20 protein-coding genes are annotated in these 17656 nt (G+C 52.4%); 5 read left to right on the top strand and 15 right to left on the bottom strand.

Going from position 1 to position 17656, the window contains the following annotated elements; genetic code table 11:
• Positions 1–336: 336 nt before the first annotated feature.
• Genes ACELLULO517_RS15725 through ACELLULO517_RS15715 form a run of 3 tightly spaced genes read right to left on the bottom strand, consistent with a single transcriptional unit; the run spans position 337 to position 3626 of the window.
• Positions 337–1806, bottom strand: a complete 1470-nt coding sequence (locus ACELLULO517_RS15725; RefSeq protein ID WP_227308358.1) for a phage portal protein — start codon at positions 1804–1806, stop codon at positions 337–339.
• A gap of 19 nt (positions 1807–1825) precedes the next feature.
• Positions 1826–3154 (bottom strand): terminase large subunit domain-containing protein, encoded by a 1329-nt coding sequence (locus tag ACELLULO517_RS15720; RefSeq protein ID WP_227308357.1) that lies wholly within the window; start codon positions 3152–3154, stop codon positions 1826–1828.
• Complete coding sequence (locus ACELLULO517_RS15715; RefSeq protein ID WP_227308356.1) at positions 3129–3626, bottom strand: terminase small subunit; 498 nt, start codon at positions 3624–3626, stop codon at positions 3129–3131. Before ACELLULO517_RS15715 ends, ACELLULO517_RS15720 begins: the two co-directional genes overlap by 26 nt.
• A 288-nt stretch (positions 3627–3914) precedes the next feature.
• Between ACELLULO517_RS15715 and ACELLULO517_RS15710 the strand changes: the two genes are divergently transcribed.
• Positions 3915–4250 carry a hypothetical protein gene (locus tag ACELLULO517_RS15710; protein ID WP_227308355.1) on the top strand — a complete coding sequence of 112 codons (336 nt, stop codon included), beginning with the start codon at positions 3915–3917 and terminating at the stop codon, positions 4248–4250.
• 75 nt (positions 4251–4325) lie between these two features.
• Here the strand turns inward: ACELLULO517_RS15710 and ACELLULO517_RS15705 are convergent, their stop codons facing one another.
• From ACELLULO517_RS15705 to ACELLULO517_RS28680, 5 genes are all read right to left on the bottom strand, one after another.
• Positions 4326–5168 carry a hypothetical protein gene (locus ACELLULO517_RS15705; RefSeq protein WP_227308354.1) on the bottom strand — a complete coding sequence of 281 codons (843 nt, stop codon included), beginning with the start codon at positions 5166–5168 and terminating at the stop codon, positions 4326–4328.
• 277 nt (positions 5169–5445) lie between these two features.
• Positions 5446–5955, bottom strand: coding sequence for a hypothetical protein (locus tag ACELLULO517_RS15700; RefSeq protein WP_227308353.1), 510 nt, complete (start codon positions 5953–5955; stop codon positions 5446–5448).
• A gap of 8 nt (positions 5956–5963) precedes the next feature.
• On the bottom strand, positions 5964–6473 hold the full coding sequence (locus ACELLULO517_RS15695) for a metallophosphoesterase (RefSeq protein ID WP_227308352.1): 510 nt from the start codon (positions 6471–6473) through the stop codon (positions 5964–5966).
• Position 6474: 1 nt separating this feature from the next.
• Positions 6475–8484 carry an AAA family ATPase gene (locus ACELLULO517_RS15690; RefSeq protein WP_227308351.1) on the bottom strand — a complete coding sequence of 670 codons (2010 nt, stop codon included), beginning with the start codon at positions 8482–8484 and terminating at the stop codon, positions 6475–6477.
• A gap of 189 nt (positions 8485–8673) precedes the next feature.
• Positions 8674–8808 (bottom strand): hypothetical protein, encoded by a 135-nt coding sequence (locus ACELLULO517_RS28680; protein ID WP_264481526.1) that lies wholly within the window; start codon positions 8806–8808, stop codon positions 8674–8676.
• Between the two features lie 179 nt (positions 8809–8987).
• Here ACELLULO517_RS28680 and ACELLULO517_RS15685 point away from each other — a divergent pair, with 179 nt between their 5' ends.
• The 4 genes from ACELLULO517_RS15685 to ACELLULO517_RS15670 all read left to right on the top strand — a co-directional run bounded on the left by ACELLULO517_RS15685 (position 8988) and on the right by ACELLULO517_RS15670 (position 10433).
• Positions 8988–9263: a hypothetical protein gene (locus tag ACELLULO517_RS15685; protein WP_227308350.1), complete on the top strand. Its 276-nt coding sequence runs from the start codon at positions 8988–8990 to the stop codon at positions 9261–9263.
• Positions 9263–9499 carry a hypothetical protein gene (locus tag ACELLULO517_RS15680; RefSeq protein ID WP_227308349.1) on the top strand — a complete coding sequence of 79 codons (237 nt, stop codon included), beginning with the start codon at positions 9263–9265 and terminating at the stop codon, positions 9497–9499. The genes ACELLULO517_RS15685 and ACELLULO517_RS15680 overlap by 1 nt, the downstream gene beginning before the upstream one ends.
• A gap of 312 nt (positions 9500–9811) precedes the next feature.
• Positions 9812–10132 carry a hypothetical protein gene (locus tag ACELLULO517_RS15675; RefSeq protein WP_227308348.1) on the top strand — a complete coding sequence of 107 codons (321 nt, stop codon included), beginning with the start codon at positions 9812–9814 and terminating at the stop codon, positions 10130–10132.
• A gap of 1 nt (position 10133) precedes the next feature.
• A complete protein-coding gene (locus tag ACELLULO517_RS15670) occupies positions 10134–10433 on the top strand; it encodes a hypothetical protein (RefSeq protein WP_227308347.1) in 300 nt (99 codons plus the stop codon).
• An 852-nt stretch (positions 10434–11285) separates the two neighbouring features.
• Here ACELLULO517_RS15670 and ACELLULO517_RS15665 read toward each other — a convergent pair.
• The 7 genes from ACELLULO517_RS15665 to ACELLULO517_RS15635 form a co-directional block, all read right to left on the bottom strand.
• The gene (locus tag ACELLULO517_RS15665; protein ID WP_227308346.1) at positions 11286–11960 is read right to left on the bottom strand and encodes a hypothetical protein; all 675 of its coding nucleotides are present in this window, start codon (positions 11958–11960) and stop codon (positions 11286–11288) included.
• 5 nt (positions 11961–11965) lie between these two features.
• Complete coding sequence (locus ACELLULO517_RS15660) at positions 11966–12235, bottom strand: HU family DNA-binding protein (RefSeq protein WP_227308345.1); 270 nt, start codon at positions 12233–12235, stop codon at positions 11966–11968.
• Positions 12236–12331: 96 nt separating this feature from the next.
• On the bottom strand, positions 12332–12643 hold the full coding sequence (locus tag ACELLULO517_RS15655) for a hypothetical protein (RefSeq protein ID WP_227308344.1): 312 nt from the start codon (positions 12641–12643) through the stop codon (positions 12332–12334).
• 597 nt (positions 12644–13240) lie between these two features.
• Positions 13241–15892 (bottom strand): bifunctional DNA primase/polymerase, encoded by a 2652-nt coding sequence (locus ACELLULO517_RS15650; protein WP_227308343.1) that lies wholly within the window; start codon positions 15890–15892, stop codon positions 13241–13243.
• 174 nt (positions 15893–16066) lie between these two features.
• Positions 16067–16435, bottom strand: coding sequence for a hypothetical protein (locus ACELLULO517_RS15645; RefSeq protein WP_227308342.1), 369 nt, complete (start codon positions 16433–16435; stop codon positions 16067–16069).
• Between the two features lie 97 nt (positions 16436–16532).
• Positions 16533–16979 (bottom strand): hypothetical protein, encoded by a 447-nt coding sequence (locus ACELLULO517_RS15640; protein ID WP_227308341.1) that lies wholly within the window; start codon positions 16977–16979, stop codon positions 16533–16535.
• A gap of 71 nt (positions 16980–17050) precedes the next feature.
• A complete protein-coding gene (locus ACELLULO517_RS15635; protein ID WP_227308340.1) occupies positions 17051–17620 on the bottom strand; it encodes a hypothetical protein in 570 nt (189 codons plus the stop codon).
• Between the last annotated feature and the right edge of the window lie 36 nt (positions 17621–17656).

Raw genomic sequence — 17656 nt, 5'->3', positions numbered from 1 at the left:
AGCCACCTACTCGGCTGAACGAAATCACAAGAGTCGTCTTTGATTTCATTCAGTGGCTAGTTGTTGTTGCTGGCATCGAATTCATCGGCGCGGTTATTCACCGCCCAATATTTCATTGGATTGGTCTAGGTCTTCAGGAATGGCTTGTCTTTTACTTGCTAGTGAACACCGTTGGGCGAATTGACCTTGAATCTCGCCACTTCCCTATCAGGCCTTGGGTGCTGGTAGTGGGATTGCCCGCTGCGGCCATCTATGTCGGCTGCAGTATTGGGCTCTCCATATTGATGGGATCGGTTGTTCAGTCTGCACTTTCTGTTCAGGAAATGCAGATGTCGCCTAGCCCGCCAGTGGCTCCGTCGCCGCAATCGTCGCCGCCGCAGCCTGTGCCTGCTTCAAAGCCTTAGCCTTCTCAGCAGCAATGAGCGACATCTCGGCATCAATGTCTTCGATGTCGTACGTCTGTGCTAACACGGAAACTGCCGTCTGATGGCTCATCAGGCCACTGTTCACCAGGCTACCCAGTGTGGTCGCCTCGCTCCGCCTGTCCTCAGCCGTAGGAGCGTACCATCTGGGCCAAGCCAACGACAGCCCATCGGCACCCAGATCACGGTAAGCCTTCCCACCAATGATCAGGCCGCCTTTAACCCTGCTAGATGCCAGGCAAAGCATGCGAGCGATGGCCATGAGTGCGCCCTCCCCGTAGGAAATCCGGAGACGGTCGGCGAGCCATATTAAGCCCTGGTTCAACATTTCAATTGCGCGTCCGGATTGAGCAGCGCTCATTTTCTCTGGGTCGGCCCGAGATCCGTGGATGCTTTCCAGGGCTAGATGCCTGAGATATCGAACGTAGCTCTCAACCGCCGCTGCCGCCGTCCCATTGATTTCCAGAAATTTCGCATCGGCAGCCGGATCGGACAGCACGATGGCGTTGGAAGCGCCACCTGTGATTGGTCTGTTTTCACCACCGGCATCACGGACCATCAGTCTAGGGTCACCGGCATAACGGAGAGCACGTCCAGCCTGCGAAAGCTGATAGTCAATTTCGATTACCGTATCTATGGCCGCCTCAAAAGTGCATGCACCGTCAACAGCATCTCCGCCTGGCAAGTTTTTGACCCAAACAACCGGAAGGAAACCTAGGCCATGGGTGAGCGAACGCTCGGAATCGACAGCAGGAAGCCTTTCGGTTTCCGAACATGGAATTGGCTGAAACCACGTTTCGTCCTGATCATCCCAACAGCGTTGAAACCAAAATTTCTCAGCGTCGGCATCGACAGGAATATTGTATCCCTGTAAACGTAAATCGCGGCCACGGACTTTATATTTCTCGGTCACCCGGAGTAGCTGATCCGGCGCTTCAGGGTCCCATTCGGGCGTCAAACACGCCGTTGGCATGACCTTTAGATACGGAACGCCTTTTAGGATCTGAAACAACACAGCAACCGATCCGACTGAGCCACGGGTCGCCACGTCGATCATGATCTCGTTCAGCTTGGAAGCTTTCACGAAAGCCTGGATTGCCTCGACCGCCTTTTCGTCACCCCGAAAGGATGGAAAATGCCCCTCAGAAAAGAGGAGCGCAACCGAATCATCGACCACCGTGCGGCATAGACCGCTTTTAACGGATGGTCTCCGCTTGTGCAGTGGCACATACTCACCGCCGTCCGACATCTCCATGCTGAATGGGTGCCGAATGACATTGTATAAGGTCCCATCGAGAACGCTGGTGAGCGCCGAAATGCGGTGACATCTGTCAGGAAGACCCGAGTCCTTGGGATGCTGCGAGATGAGAGCATGCCAATCCATGTAAGCTCCCCTCCCCTTTTTAGCGACCCATTATGTTGATTGCATGCTGTTGCGGTGGCTTATAGGCGTATTTGCCGAAAAGAAGATATGAAACGGCGTCGAATTGATGGTCGAATCCGGTGCCTTTGTCAGGCTCGCTTGTGCCGTCTTTGTATACATGGCGCTCATAGCTATCGATGCTGTGTTTGCAGCGTGGGTCAACGAAGAACCGACGAGCGCCATCCCCGGATTTAGCGCGAGAATTCGCGACATTAACGCGGTCTCGCACAAGCGGATGACTAGACATCGCGATTACCCGCATGCCAGAGCCTTGCAGAATGCTGATGTCCGTCCGACCTTGAGCTGACGTTCGTCTCTGGGCACCGGCAGGATCAGGATAGGCTGTTATGTGAGTTAGCGAACCATTTCTGGAATACCTATTTCTAATCTCGGTAACCAGCTCATCGGTATTCGATGTCTTGATTACAATTTCATCAATCTGATAATCCGCGCCATCGTGATTTTGAAGCACAGCGCATGACATTGGATTGATGTTAAAGTCGATGCCCAGTTCGATGGGTTTCGCAGGATCGTAGGCCTTAGCCCTAATGCTTCCCAAATCGTTTGAGTTTGCATCACGAGTGAATGCGTAAAATATGCGACCCTCGAAAGTTTTGAAGTCCGCGCAGTACTCTTGCTCAAATGTGCGGGAATCTAGGGTCCGCTGGGCTTGCTTTACTTCGTCTGCTGGGACGTTTCCACCTTCAAGAGTTGTATACTTCCAGCTCTTGCAATCGGGCTCTCCGCCTGGCTGGCCGTCAATATAATTGTCGCGAAAGTGGTTAAAACCCTTCGGTGTTCCTATAAATAATGCGTGCCCACCGGCGGTGGAAAGCATGGGGCGAATGGTTTCCGTCCATGCCTCGGGCGGTGCGTCTTGCCACTCGTCACCAAGGAAAAACCAGAGTCCGCTTCCACGGAGGTTATCGTATTCGTTGAGTCCTACGCATCGAACTACATGCCCTGATTTGAGCACAATACTGCAGTCGGTTTCGTTAGGCTTCGATGCTAACCAGGATTGCGGCAACCCCTTTTTCAGTCGGCGCCAGAAGACACGCTTAGCCTGGCGAAATGTAGGCGCGCCATACCAGATTTCGTTGTCCGTGTTGATGTTCAGTCTCACCGCTTCACGGCAAGCTCTGCGGATTTCCTCAACTGCTAGAAAAGTTTTTCCAAAGCGACGGCCGCAAACTGCTGTGCGAAATCTCGCTTCAGATCTCCATCCCCAGGAGTAGATCTCATATTGCGGCTTGGAGAGCTTTTCACGTTTTATGAAGGACTTCTTATTCTTGGATTTCCGGATCGACATCGTCAGCAATCCTTGATCCGTCGTCCTCGTCCACCGGAGCCAAACCAATGCCAAGATGTTTACTCAACACTGCGAGCGCACCCATTTTATCCCGGAGCTTGACGCTGGTTCGGACTTCTTTGCCTGTCCGGGTTTCCGATACCTCAGAAATGGCGGCGGCCGCATCATCGGAGATATCCCAAGAGTCACGGATGCTTATGCCTGATGAGGACCACTCAACGGTGTCCCTGATGTCTGCAAAAGCGATTCTGGCTAACTCTCTAAGAACGCGATCCTGACTAATATGAGTTCTCTTCGCCCTGTGAGCCATTGCTTCCGCGATTGCGGCTTTGACATCGGGTCGCTTGATCAGATTTTGGCCAATTTGCGGAGCCGTCTTGGCGGAATAGCCAGCTCTAATCGATGCTCGACTCGGTGATAGGTCCACCAAATATTCGTCAACAAAACGTTGGCGCTGAGGATTCAGGGGCATCTCGTTTTGCCCCCTCATCTACAGAGCGCTAAATTATAAAGGCCGCCTTGGTAGATCCCAAGGCGGCCACGTTCCGGGAGGAAACGAAAACACCTCTTGGCGTCGCGACGTATCAGCGGACACGCGGAGAGGAGTCTACTAAAATATAACGCTCAGCTCATCCCGAGTCAAGTTTTCCGATCTAAATCAATATCTTATGCAAAATTAGTTGACAAACCGATCTAAATGGGATTACCGATATAAGCATTGGCCACTGACGAAGTGGATCCAGGACTCAGGAGGCCCATCATGAGCTACGCTGATAATGTTTCTCACCAGATGCACTCGACCATCAATGTCGGCGTCGCCGGAATTGGCCTTGCCTTGCTCGCAGCAGGTCGCGAATCTGTTGAGCGGTCGCATATTCGTGCGGCCGCTGCATCGACCGGTGCTCGCGAGGACGTTTTGAGGCGGACGCTCAGCGATATGCGGACCGAGCTGAGTCATGCTCGCGTCGCACTGAGCGATGTCCAAACCGAGCGTGATTTCCTTCGTTCGCAACTGGCGTTGGTTCGTGGTCAGCTGGCGAGTGCCCAGGTTGACTTAGGCCTGATGCAGGAGATCGCGGCTGAGATGGCTGCCTGAGATCTAGGCTTCTTTATATGAGTTAAGCCGCCTCAGGAAATCCTGGGCGGCTTTTTCATGTCTTGCCGACCAAATTTAGATTCCGAAACGCCGGGAAACCGTCGATTCATCAGGCTTCGAGATTAAGGACTGCCGAACCATAGCCCGGAGTTCAGCTTTTCTAGCCGCTACGGGATCCACGGTATCCTCGGGCTCGGATACCTCCTTTAAACCATGATCCAGTCGACCGAGGACCGCTACCAGCTCCCGTGGCGACATCTCGACGATCGCATCGCAGTCCAGCGCCCTAGCCGAAATGACGTATGCCTTCTGAGGGCCCGATAGCCGTGCCAAATCGCGTTCCTTGGGTGGTTGGCCGACCGCCCTCGCCTTCGCCACCTCTCTTACGACCAGGGCAGCCTTCTGCAGATCGGCAATCTCAACCCTGGAGCGAACACCTTCAACATGTGAGCCTGACCAAAACTCAGCCAGCTCATCCGGCTTTAAGCTAGCCAGTTTAAGCGCCTCCTCGCGAGAGAGGCATCCAAAATACGTGTAGTCCGACTTTGCCAAGCAAGAATGCTCCGGCTCATAGGGAATCCCCTGCCCTCCGGAATAGGCCGTCGCCAGGGCGTGGATTTCCCGAAGAGTGCGTTGCTTATCAAGCTTTGCGTTCTCGTTTTTCGATAGGTTTGCCTGGTGCTCCTCCTCGGCCGCCCGAGCGTCATGGGCGGCTTGGTCTGGATTGGAGGGCTTGCCAATGAGCGACTGCGCAAGACCAGATGCGATAGTGATCGGCAAGGTGACGATATCCCACGCCGTCGAAAACACAGCCTCAGTGACGGCTATGAATTTGCCGCCAACAAATTTGAAGGTGGTAACCGGCATTGAGATTAGCTTTGAGATTATGGATGCCAAACTGGCCAAGAAACTGCGCATTATTTGATTCCTTCCCGGGATTTGACGCTATTTCTAGCGCGTAATCCATGGTCTCAATACAGTGCGCAAATATCAAGCAAGTCATCTGTTTATTATTGATGGCGATACTTTGTTGACGACTTTCGTCTTCTGTCAACAAAATCATCATCAGCAAACGGTCGCTGGTTAGCAATTTGTGTTCTAGGACTACAATATCCCTCACAGACACCAGAAACGCGTCAGTGGGCCTTAGAACTGCATTAGCGGGCATTTTCGTGTTTTGTTGACGAAAATAGGGTCAGCTCAGGCGTTCGTCGACTAGTCTTTTGGTTTCCGTAAGCAGCTCAGACAGCCTTTTAGCCTTAGCGAGCGCGCCATGAGTATCGTCGCTGGTGCCGCGAAGGTTATCTTTCGCGCGTGCGATGACATGGCGAATCTCAACGTCAACCTCATCCTCTGGAAGATCCAGATCGTATAGGCTGACGCATTCAAGCCGTAGGATTTCGTCGATGTCAGCGATCTCACGTTTTGGCATTCTCAAGTGCGATGCTTGCAGAAGAATTTTAAGCAATCTGGCATCCGCATTAGGGTGCTCCGACACGAGTTGGATATCATCGTGATTAATGAGGGCGTCGACAAGAAGCGCGACATCCTCTGCATCGCGGCCGCCTTCGACTGCAGAGATATCCACGGGTTTACGTGGCTTGATCGAATACGAGATCCTAATCCCATCTTCAAAACACAAGGCAATTTTGGCTGCCATTTTTAGGTCAGATGAAACTTCAACACCAATGAAAACATTTCTCACGGCTGGCCTCAATCAGGCTGAGTTTGCAGACGCTCAAGGATTTCATCGAGCGAAATCGGGTAATACCCCCAACAGTCTACCCCGACATCTAGAGATTGCCGGTCACCAGACAATCGACCATGAGAATGACCGTACAGATGTAAGGAACCGCGATGACTTTTGGGCCAAACCCGCATTGCGTAATGGCATAGTGTAATGTGGTGGCCTTGATGATTGATATGCATCATCGGTGTTGACGACAGCCATCTTTCATCAGCGCGGGTTGCTTCACGATCATGATTGCCGTGGATCAGATGGACCTTACCTTTGAGCCTATCTAAATAGTGCGAGCAATCCCGGCCGGATCGATGGCTAAAATCCCCGAGATGATATACGGTATCGCTGCCGCCAACCCTCGAATTCCAATTCGAGATCAACGCCGCATCGTGCTCCTCGATACTCGCGAACGGCCGGAAGCACATCTCAATGATTCCCCGATGCCCGAAATGTGTGTCTGCCACAAACCAAGTTTTGGCCATCTCAGTGCATGCCCATCACGTCAGTCGCCTTAGCTCTCTTCGAAACCATGATGGGCTTGTTGATCCGGATAATCTCAGCGACCTCATGCCCATCCAGGATTTCTCGATCCATAAGAACCTCTGCAATCGCGACGACCGCGTTACTCCGATGCCGGACGATTTCCAAAGCCTCCGAATAGAGTCTCTGCAGCCGAGCTTCAACACGACCCGCAACATCGCGATTCATGGCAAGTAGATTTCCGATATTGTGTTGGTTCACTTCGCCTCGCCAGCTCAAACCGGAGTCACCCACACACCACTCGGTTTCCAAACTCGCTGCGAAAACCGTCGCCAATCCCAGGTCGCTTGACGCATGGCCAGCACTTCCGATTGTAACCCTGCCAAGAATGGCTTCCTCAGCAGCACGTCCAGCAAGCCAGTCACGAATCATGTCGTCGATGTCTCGAACGCTACCTGCAGATCGGTCATCGAAAATTGCGCCACCCGACGTGATACCCGAACTCAGAATCGACACAGAATGCAGCGACCCTTGAAGACTCCCAAGCAGAGCATGGCCCGCTTCATGAATTGCAATCCTGTATTGAAGTTCGGGAGCTCTCGGTTTTTGCGATGACTTCAATTCCTGCAGGAAATCTTCAGTTTTCAGTTCGCGCTTTTCACGTCGCGCTCTCCGACCTGCAGTGCGAGCTAGGGCCTTACAATCCGCACCTGTTTTGCCGACCATGCGTTGAGCAATCCGATCGAAATCTACGTCAGACTCGTAGCAATGGTCGCGCAGGATTTTAGCCAGCGCAACACGATCTGGCAGACCAATCTTGATCACGCGATCTAATCGACCGGCACGCCGGATGGCGGGGTCGACCTTGTCCGGATAGTTAGACGCCGCGACCACGACAACACCATCACGAGCTTCGGCGCCATCGAGTTCAGCCAGTAGGGCATTTACGATTGTCGACCACCAGTCATCACTTCTCTTTGAGTTTCCTCGGCTTTGAATGGAATCCAGTTCATCAATGAAAAGAATGCATGGCGCGGATTCCCTGGCTCGTTTGAAATCTGCACGCATAGCTTTGAGAACTTCGCCTTGATGACCAGCTCTCCCCCAAGCGCCATAGGAAGTCGCGATCAACGGAATTCCACAGCTTTCTGCGAGAGCCTGGGCGAAAATGGTTTTCCCGGTGCCAGGCGGACCACCGATTAGCACACCAGGATCAACGTCCGACCAGTCAAGCTGACCCGCTTTATAAGCCCGGATATCCTCGGCCAGATCGCGACCCCATTTTACTGCTTCCGGCATGCCGTGAATGTAGTCGAGATCAAGGTATGGTTTGCTCTTCGACTTGTGGCTCACTGCGCTTTTAGAAGTCACACCCTTCTCGGCCGCGTAAATCGTGAGCAACTTTTGGAAAATCGCCTCACCCGATGCCTCCTTGTGCGCCGACATAAAGAGCCGGACAGCACTCACAGAGAGAGCAATCTCATCCGTGAGCTCGCGTTCGATGATAGGCGAGGTTCCGATGAGACGCTTGAGTTGATCTGCGCTAAGTCCAGAAATCCTGAGTCGGACATCGTAAGCTCCAGCATATTCCGGAGCGATCTCCTCGATATTGCGGCACAGAACAACCGTCGTTTCCGGAAAACTCCTCAGGCGATCCTCGGGTGGGATGTCAGCTTTAGACGAAGGAATCACATTGAGTCGCGAAATCTCCTTGTCAACAAGATTCCAGATCGGCTCAGAAAGCCACTTCTCCCAAGCGACCTCGCACTCAATAACAACACACGAATCCAGCATCCGGATGCGCTCGATATCCCTATCAGTCAGCGCGTCCATCACCATCATGGTCGCAGCCGCTTCTCGGATATCCGGTTTCTGTGTTGAGCTTACATCGAGCGGGTCGCCGCATTCATCATAGCCCTGCACAATGGTCGGCCGCGCTTTCGCAGCTTCCAGAGCTGCATGCAGAGTGCTCGGCGGCCGACGTTTACCGATCGAACGTGTTTTCGTAGTCATGATGGGATGACCTTATATTCTATAGCAAACCCAGGGCGCGATTGCGCCACACTGAAACCCTTGAGGAATCAGGCTCGTATGAACGAAGCGAGGTTTGCCATATTGGTCATAGCGAGCTTGATACCTCGGTGACCCTTGGTTTGGCAATCCGCGTTTAGATCATGTCGACTATGATCCAAATTGGATAGCTTACCGGGCCAGGCCGCCGGTCAGGAGGTGCCACTCGATTTCATCACCATCATCATCATCCGCAACGTGCGGCAGCACCATGTAAGCCAGCTCCGGCTTTTCGGCGAGCTTTTCAGCATCAGTTTCTTGGCTCATTTTCGTTTGCCCCAAACATAATTAATCTTACTCTATTGAGCATGTAAAATACCAGCAAGTCGAACACTGCTATTTTGTTTACTGTGAATTTTGCAGGTTACCAATGTAAATAACGAAGTGCTCATTTACTCTGTATTTGCGGCATCCCAGGGTTATCCTTGATCTAAAGGAGAACTCACATGAAATTCAAAATACTCGAAAACGCCGCGACATTAATGTACGGAAAACGATGGCTCGATGGGCTATCGCGGGATTTGGCGGGCACACGCGTGAAATACACCGGTCACGGTCTCAGCCCGCGCTCCATTAAAGTCTGGCGCGCAAAGGATGAAGTGCCGGGCTGGGTTTCCTCCAGCCTACCCATGATTCTGGAGTCCGCCGCAATCAGCGCCGAGAAAACCTCAATTGCTATGCGTGCGGCCGCCAAGGAAATCGCATCTGAGGAGTGCGCATAATGAGCACGGCAATCTCACAAATCGGCAAATCACTCTACGGCGCTGGCTATCCCGAGCGGCTGACCAAAGCCTTGTGTCAACATAATCGCATTGAGCTGGCTGAGCTGGTGCAGATAGCTCATGGTGCCATGCCAACCCCCACCTGGATCCGGAGAGCCCTGCCGATGGTAATCTGCGCTGAAATCAAGTCTCGCACGCGCATAAACACAAGCCTAGAATCCCTGGGAGCACTCTAGCGATGGAGATTTCTGAGAGTTGGTATGAAGATTTCCTGGCCGAGCAATCAAGGATCTATGATCCTGACTACCCCGATACTGAGGCCGTCGAACTCGAAATGGTAGACCCAGACTACAGATATCCAAATTGAATTAGAAACCCCGGCATTACTGGGGTTTCTTTTTGTCCACAGATATCTGAGCAAAATATGTTCACTGAGGAATTTGCAGTGGACGTATTCTGTTTTGCAAGTGCTTAGTTTCTAGGTAATTATGAATGAGTCGTGGTTTCATAATTGTAGAGCTAACCCAGGCCTGTGGAGACCGAGTATCATGATATCCAAATTTGAATTGCAGCAGCTGATCGGAGAAAAGCTAGCCGGTGAGAACCTAGTCAGCAACAATCCATCCGTGCTGTCCCTGACTATTGAAGATGGCCAGCACGAGCTTATGCTGAGCTCCGGGCATCGCATTCCTAAGCGTGTTGCGGCATATGTAGTTGTCGGTATCGATGCAGATGATGTCGATTACACCGACATGGACGATGACTACGCGGAGATCGTGGCGAGCGAAGCGTATGCTGTTGAGAGCCTTGTTTCTTGGGCTACCGACCTTATCGGGCAGGCCAAACGTACGGTCGGCCAGGAGGTGTAAGATGCCTATTATCCACGAAACCCATGAATTAAGCGACGGCCATCGAGTTGTGTTATCTACTGTGAGGGTGCCAAAGGATTGGTCGGCCAACAATGGTGCACACCGGGTTGTTGTGTTGGATTCGACTTTGAGTGTGGCTGACTATGCCGCGTCGAAGACGTCAACCAAAAAGGGTAGCAAGGCAATTTGGCATTCTGTTTGGATCGATATCAACAATGCTGATGGTATCGAATATCGGCGGCAGTTGATTGCCGGTCGGACTGAGTTTGCTCGGCAAGTTGGTAAACTCACTGTTGCATAAGACGCCAAAATTGGCTGGTTAACCTTGGTTTTCGGGTTTAATCGGCCAATTTTGGCTTGTTATAGATGGAGCCTGGATTGCGAGTATTAGTGTCGGGTAAACTAATGTAAATCAAGGAAATAATAATAATGGAAACGGAGAGCAAGTATAGATCCACTGGGGTTTTGCTAGAGGCACCCAAAATCGTAAAATCGGCAGATAGGTCTACAGATGTCTATGAAATAAAGGATGGCGTTGTTACTAGGTTTTCTTTGAGTGATTACAGTCTTCCCAAGCATCTGATCGGCCGAGTAGCGGTGGGGCCTGGCGCCGGAGATGCTGACGGTAGAGCTGTTTTGGGGACTATGGCCGAGCTGGCTGACCGCATCGCACCATGGCTTACCGTGATCGTAGCACCCAAAATTTACCGAGTTGATAGTAACGTCAACGATTTCGGCGTTACACGAGCTAGCTACGATATAGATGGTGCAACCTACAAAGCCGTTGGCGGCCTGGCCCCGTGCGATGGTAATATCATCCTCGTCGCCGAAACTAATCCCTCATCTATGCTCACGGCGTTAGCGCACGAGATTATGCATAGGCTGCTCAGAGGGCATTTGAGCCAGGCGGCTTTGACGGTGATCGGCGAGGCCGTGGCGACCGGCGTGGAGATGCCAGGCACATACTATGGATCAGCGGAAGAACGCGCTTGCCGACTGTTTGAATCATGGTGCGCGGCTCAGATCGAAGGCATGCCATCGGCAATTTGGTATTCGGGCAGGCTCTGCGTCGCCCAAATTTTTGAAGAGATCTGGACAGGTCAGCTTGCTGATGCGGAAATTTTAGCTGGCAATACGCCACGGCAGGCTGAGCTTATAGCTCGCCGTGGTTTGAGGGTTTGTCGACCCGTTCCAGGCGTTTTGGATCGGCTGAGATCGGGTTGGAATCGGATATCCGAACGACACGGAAGGGCACAAGCCGCTTAATTGACACACCGCGCCAACGCGCAGGAGCCTTTTCCGTCTCCAGAATCATACCGTTCGTCTTCTTCGCTGCGGCCTTGAGATGGTTTTCTAAGACTGTGACGAACGTATCGAATTCCGCAAGCTCATTTTTGACGGCATTAATTTCGGTGATGTCGGAATTAATGAAATCGTCAACGCGGTTATCTAGTGTCATATAGAGAGCGACAAATTCCTCTCCGAAGCGACCAATATCGTTCCAAACGATATCCAAATTTGGTTTCCGTATAGTTTGGCGAACCTCTCTTACGACAGGCGCATTCTCAATATAATATTTTGATGCCTCGAGACGCTTCTTTAGTATCTGGATGTCGTCATCCGTCTTCGAAAGCATTCCCAAAAGACGGTTTTCAGCAATTTTATTGTCACGCGCCAACACCCTCTTTGCCTGCCTCTCCATCGCATCGACCTGATGCTTTGCAGCAGACTTGGCTCCACGGTTAGCAATGAGAGCGGCGCCCAACGCCAAGACACCAGCTATGATGCCGCCTTGGTCGCGAAAGAAATCATAAAGGTCGCCGCTCATCTGGATCAGACCGCCGTCTTCAGCGAGGGCGACGCCTTAAACCGCACGGTCTTACTAGCCTTCACCTTCACAGGCTCGCCGGTGCGGGGATTGAGAGCCTTGCGCGCTTTGGTCTTCTTCACGGTGAAGGTGCCGAAGCTTGGCAGGGTGAAGCCGCCTTCCTTTTTTAGTTCCTTCACGATAGCATCGATTACATCGGCGGCCGCTCGATTGGCTGCGACGCCCGTGGTTTCGAGTGATTCTTGGATCACTTGAGCTAGGAAAGCTTTGGACATGAAAAACTCCGACTCGTATTTGGGTTACGAATCGGAGTTGTATGCGATGATTTCGAAGAAATTTCAATCCTGGATCGGGCTTCTATTGCCGCTCGCTCATAACTTGCACTCCTCTGGCATGTTTCTCTCCATCGAGCCGCCACCGTAGCCGTACGCCGCAATCGATTCCGCCAAATGACCCGCAACTTCGCGGAAATCCGACGCATCAGAAAACGTGATCGTAAGGCCTTCTAGATGGATTGTGCCGACGATTGTGAGAGCTGGATCTGGCGCTCGGCAGCGCAAAATCGTGTTTTCCATTTCCGTATTTGATAGCAGATCTTTGAGGCTTGCGACCTGCTTTTCGAGATCTTGGATAGTGTCGATTCCACGATTGATGATACGCGAATGTTTGTTTGCTTTCTTCATGTTGTAGTCCTCCCGTATTTGTATTGTGCACACACGCGAGGACTAAAAAGCAAGGAAGTCGCGCCTTTTATTTCACCGGTATACTATTCTGATGCATGTAAATGAATCACCCACCCCTGCCACGGGATGTGTAAACAAATTAGGTGGGTTAAGTGGGTTATAGGGGGTTATTTCTGATACCCCACGGAAAACTGTCAGACTACTATCTGTGACACTTTCAGTAATCTCTCCGAAACTACCCCACTTAACCCACTTAACCCACCTAATCTGTTGACAAGGATATCTTGAACACCCTTTTCGAAGGAAAACGACCTGTAAAAAGAAGAATCACCACCCATCCCACGGGTGTGTAAACAGATTAGGTGGGTTAAGTGGGTTATAGGGGGCTATTTCTGATACCCCACGGAAAACTGTCAGACTACTATCTGTGACACTTTCAGCAATCTCTCCGAAACTACCCCACTTAACCCACTTAACCCACCTAATCTGTTGACATGACCTCTTGAACCATCCTTTCCGTGGGAAGCGACCACCAAAAGAAGAAGGCCCACCCCTTTTGAGAGTGAGCCTTGAAAGAACAATCTGAGCTATTTTAGTTTACCAATTCGCTGGTCCGAGGATACCGGGCTCATCAGACTCCAGCCTCCAGGTCGGAGATCCATCCAAAAGACCCAGCCTCACGATGCGGAGGCCTCCGACACGCCGATCAGCGTTGGCTCCAAGCCACCTCCCAAGGGAGCGAGCACTCAGCGCCGATGACGATCCGGCTGAGGCCACGGACATAAGAGCCGACCTCAACTCAGGATTCCGAAATACGATCTGGCCATCTTCATTGTGGGCCTGGGCCGTCGCAGCTTCGACGATGGCACTTGTTGTGACCCGATTGTCGTTGAGAGCCTTTGCCCATCCCGACAGAACTGCTGTCAGCGCCTCCAGTTTTGGATCCAGTTCGCGCATCCTTACCATGGTTTCGCATGGGTCTGCTTCACCGGCCCAAACGAGAGCGTCGCGGACCGTGCGGCTCCAGTCTTCAAATGAGCCCAATGGATTCTTCTGCTTCGGGCTACCCTCCACAATGAACGCTCTCAGAACTGTAAGTGCGGCAACAACCAGTTCTGGCCTGCGTTTTTTTGTCTCGGCGATAACATCGATGTCGAATTCCCGATCCTCGGGACGCTCAACCTTAGCATCTAGACTGCAGTAGATAGCGCGGCGCGTAACATCACCGGCGATTATGAGGCTGTTGCCGGTGGCGGCCATCAGAGCTGATGCTGGGATATCCGGCGTCTCAGACCGACCAAGGATCCTGGGGCGGACGGTCGATTGGGTCAGCATCTGGCAAAGAAGGTCGCCATCAACAGGGAGAACGCAGTTATCGAGTGTGATGATTTGGTCGCCCGCGATGAGTGCGGATGCCAGGCGCTTTTCGGTTTCCTCGTCTGTTTTGCCTTGCGCTAAAACGCCAGCCTCACGACCCGTGGCAAGGATTGAGGCGATATCGACCAGTTTGGATTTACCCGTTCCTGCGGTTGGTGCCGAGAAAGCATGGAGAGGAGCCGTACGGAGAGAACGCCTTACGCATGCTGTCAACAGCATAGAAAGGGCCACCGAGCGATCAGCGTTCGCTACAAACGGGAAATCCTTAATTAACGCCTTCAGGGCCCCCAGAGCGACCAAGGCATCATCACGCGATGGCGCCTGAGGCACCTCAGGAAACTGAACGCCGCGGTGATCTAGAAGGAGCCCAGTAGTCTCGTCGAAGCCAGGCTGATCCAGGATGCTGCCATCGCCGCGAAGCGTGGGAGCCCCCACTACGCCCGAGAGCACTGGAAGTCCTAGGCGGCCTTTGCGATCCATGAGCGTCTGCGCGATCCACATCGGCGCCGAGGTTCGTGCCATCCCTTTGCTTCGGGCATCATATTTCATCCAGATCGCAGAGGCGGATAGGTGTTCGACCAGGGCATGCTCACCGACCGGGAAGATCCTCTGAGTCGATACTTCGCGTCCAGACGCCGTGTGCGACCAGGTTTCCCCGATGCTCACGATTGCACCGCCACGCTGATAGATGCCCCTACCCGAGGCGACCAGGGCTAGCTCGGCCGCATTTGCTGCGCTTTCTACATCACCAGTCACGATTTCGATGATCGGCAGGTCGGAGTCTAAATGGCTCTTAGATGCCCCGCTTGCGATCATCCTCGGACGAGGCGGCTCAACCTTTGCTGCCGCCCGAGCAACACGAGATCTAATTTCCTGCCGAAGCATCTTTGGCTCCCAGCGCCCACTCGCCTCAGCCTTGACAACAAATTCATCGAAAACCGCCTGGCACACACCAGCCAACAATGGCCGGAGAGCATCATCACCAAGGTCTCGCGCCGCACAGATTTCCTGCGAGTTGGCACATACCATCGCCCAAACCAGCTTGCCCAGGTATTCCTCGCGGCCGTCGGTCAGTCTGCCACTCACACCGGTGTCGATGATCGCGGTGCGGACTTCGCCCTCTTCTCCCTCGGTCCAGGAAAAATTTGCCTTGATTACCTGCGCCTGAGCAAATCCAAGCTTCGTATCGACGGCTGCAAGGAAATCGACAACCTGTGCTGACGTTACCAGAAGTGCCTTTTCTGGGCCGTCCAAAAGTGGTGTCGCCAATCCAGTCCATTTGAAATACTGGCCTGTCTTGTGATGGCGGCCGTGGAAGGTAAGCAACTTTCCGGCGCCGAGGATTTCAAGACCATGTTGAGACGGCATACCTTCTTCGTCCGCAAGGCGGCGAGACACACTAGCCACAACATCGTCTTCAGCATGCCGATAAATAAGAGCGAGCTTTGGTTTGTTTCCGACTCTGACAAATGGAGTATCGCCAAGGATTTCCTCGGCGATTTCGGCGACCTCGTCTGCAAGTTTTTCATCTAGCACATCGATATCAACCGCGAAGGTATTTCCGCTTGCGGGACCAAAAACGGTCGCGACGTTCAGTGATGCGCACTGATAAATGCATCTGTCGAGAAAATCTTGTGTCGGGCGGACCAAAGAGAGATTGTAATCCTCCTTCCACTTTATAACCCCGCCATCGATTTTGCCCGGGAGGCGACGCTCGCCAGACGTCATTTGTGGGAATATCGACCAGCCCAGGTCGACCATATTCTGAGCCACACCGGCGAACACGCTTTCGCTCATGCCGTTGAGTAACTCTACACCCTCATCGATTCCGATGGATGCAGATGTATTGACAAATTTTTGGGTATCGGACATAATAAACTCCTGCGCTAAGATCCGGGGAGCGACGCCAATCGCGATGATCCGGATCTTTTTATTGCGCCACATTCCTGTGACTTGACACTAATAGTGATACAAGCCACCGCCGATCGCAAGCAAAACGCGCATAGGTTTGCAATATTTTGTAGTCATGTCAACAAAGTATGCAGACTATATCACCGCAATCCACTTATCCAGCTGATCCAAAACCCTCTCCACAGCCGCCCGACCCTCCTCATTGCCAGCCCTGGCAGCTTCCGGCAGCTCACGAACTGCAGATAGCAAACCAAGAAAAACACCAGCTTGCCTCAGCACAGCCCGAGCTTCCCACTCATCCCCCAGAGCCAGCAGCCTTATATCGGCCTCCTCCCGTAAACGTTCTCCATCCGGCCTGGGTCGCCCATCATCTCTGATCGCCTCCGCCAACCTGATTTCCAAACGAATCCCGGCATCCGAATACGACTGCAGATGCCCTGGAGGATAGGGCTCATAATCCGATCGTTTAGAAAACCTATCGACAATATAAGAAAACTGTTCCATCACGCTGACACCCTATCACGAATCCGACCATCAAAAGAGAATCTGTCGACTCCCTTTTGATGATCTTAATTTTGTTGACGCATCCAATCCGCCAGCTTTACGTAGTCTTCACAGCAATCACCGGAAATCCGCCGGTAGCGCTCACTCTTAAGTCCGATCCATCTGCGTAGTGAAACCATCCACCCTCCCAGACTCCCATCCGATCCTTGAAGTCCTTCCCGTGCCTGTCTTCAGCATCCCAGAGCGCTCTGTTAGCCTCCCGATCATGCGGACTAGATGCCAAGACTGCGCGGATCGGCGCCGCGTCACGAAATGCGAGTTCTTTCGCGACAGATACCGACAGTAGAAGCGTCCGAATATTTAACGTCGATAACTGAATGTCCGTCAGCCCGGCGAGCTCGGGAACGGATTCCAGACCGTAGCCCAAAGTGTAAGAAATCGTCATCGGATCAGGTCCCGAAATCAGTGCTTCGATTGCATCCTCGAACGGTCGCGCACTGTTCACGACTTTTGCTGTAAAATTGATATTTTCATTATTGAGCATGAGATTTCCTCTAAAATTTGCCGGATATCGTCGTTGATTTTATGATATCATCTTTTTTTCGTGAACACGATCTATGTTGATGATTCAAGTTCAAATTCACGCCGAATCCGGCCATCAAACGAGAATCTATCCACATTTTGATAGTGAGTGCTCAACGCAAGAAGTGTAGTTTTCAGGGCATGGCATACGTCGCCCCACCGGCACTGCCAGTCCTTGCGGATAGAATCTATAGACATGCCAAGATGAACCGCTTGTATCAAGAGAGCCTCACCATCGCGCCCGATTGCCTGATTAGCCGCCCTCAATTTTGTTGACGCATCTAGACCCCACAGTAGCACACCATCCGCACCAGCCGCGCTACCTCCTCCGATCCCTGCAGTCGCGGGGTGGACATACCGTGATCGACGACCAGACTCATAGTCAGCTAGCCAGCGGGCGGCCGCGACCACTTCTGCATCCCCGATTTTACGGGATCTATGCAGTGAGAGAACTGGTGTGTCGATGCGTTGAACTCTTCTTGCGAGAACAGCATCACCCGGTTTACCTATCTCAATTTCGATTCCCTGAGTGCCATGCTGCCAGCGTTCTCTGGGCGCCTTATCAATTTTATCTTCTGAAGATGTTTGTTGTCGACGCCCCATTAAACGCACTCCATCGGAATTTTTGATTACTTATGT

The sequence above is a fragment of the Acidisoma cellulosilyticum genome, assembly GCF_020621385.1.
Lineage (GTDB): Bacteria > Pseudomonadota > Alphaproteobacteria > Acetobacterales > Acetobacteraceae > Acidisoma > Acidisoma cellulosilyticum.
Note: the sequence above shows the minus strand (reverse complement) of the source record. Positions and strands in the feature narration are given on the sequence as shown.